1 protein-coding gene is annotated in these 845 nt (G+C 54.6%); it reads right to left on the bottom strand.

Annotated elements, in window-relative coordinates; all coding sequences use genetic code 11:
* Positions 1 to 845 (bottom strand): MMPL family transporter (locus tag ACZY0B_RS27845; protein ID WP_463767438.1); only part of this gene is annotated, 845 nt, incomplete at both ends.

Below are 845 nucleotides of genomic sequence, written 5' to 3'. Positions count from 1 at the left end.
CCTATTTCCTCTTTCATCCGGGAGACAAGGAGCAAGTTGTAGTCAGAGCCCACGGCCAACAGGACGATCACCGACATCGAAAGGACTGTCCAGTGTATTTGCAGTCCAAGTAAATATTGCCAAACCAGAATGGAGAGCCCGAAGGACGCGCCCAAGGACATCAATACGGTGCCCACGATCACCAGCGCGGCGAGAAAACTTCGCGTCATGATCAGCATGATGATGAAAATAAGGCAGAGCGCGGCAACTCCCGCGATCAAGAGATCGTATTTGGCGCCTTCGACCAAGTCCTTCACCACCGCCGCGGTCCCGGTGAGGTAAATCTTGGAGTCTTCCAGCGGAGTGCCCTTCAGCGACTCCTCGGCGGCCGTCCTAATCGGTTCGACTCGCGAGAGGCCCTCGGGCGTTGCCGGATCGCCCTTTTGCGAAATGAGCATGCGGGCGTTCTTCCCGTCCGGCGACAGGAAGATCTTCATGACACGTTTGAAGGCGTCCGAGGTTTCGATGATGCCCGGTGGCAGGTAGAAAGAATCGTCGTTTTTGGAGCTGTCGTATGCCTGGCCCATGGCATTCGGATTTTGGCCGCCATTCACCTCCATCTGACCAATGGTCCCCGCCATGGTGCTATGCATCGTCAGCATCATGGTGCGCATGCTCTGCATGGTTTCGATCATTTGGGGGATTTGTATAAGAATCTGCGGCAACAGCAGATCCAATTTATCGAGGTCGGCCACCAACTCGGTGAACTTGTCGTTGACCTCGTCAACGCCATCGATTGCGTCGAACACGGATCGTATCGCGAAACAGGCGGGAATATCGTAGCAATGCTTTTCCCAGTAAAAATA

The organism is Mycobacterium sp. IDUB_19, assembly GCF_055419445.1.
Note: the sequence above shows the minus strand (reverse complement) of the source record. Positions and strands in the feature narration are given on the sequence as shown.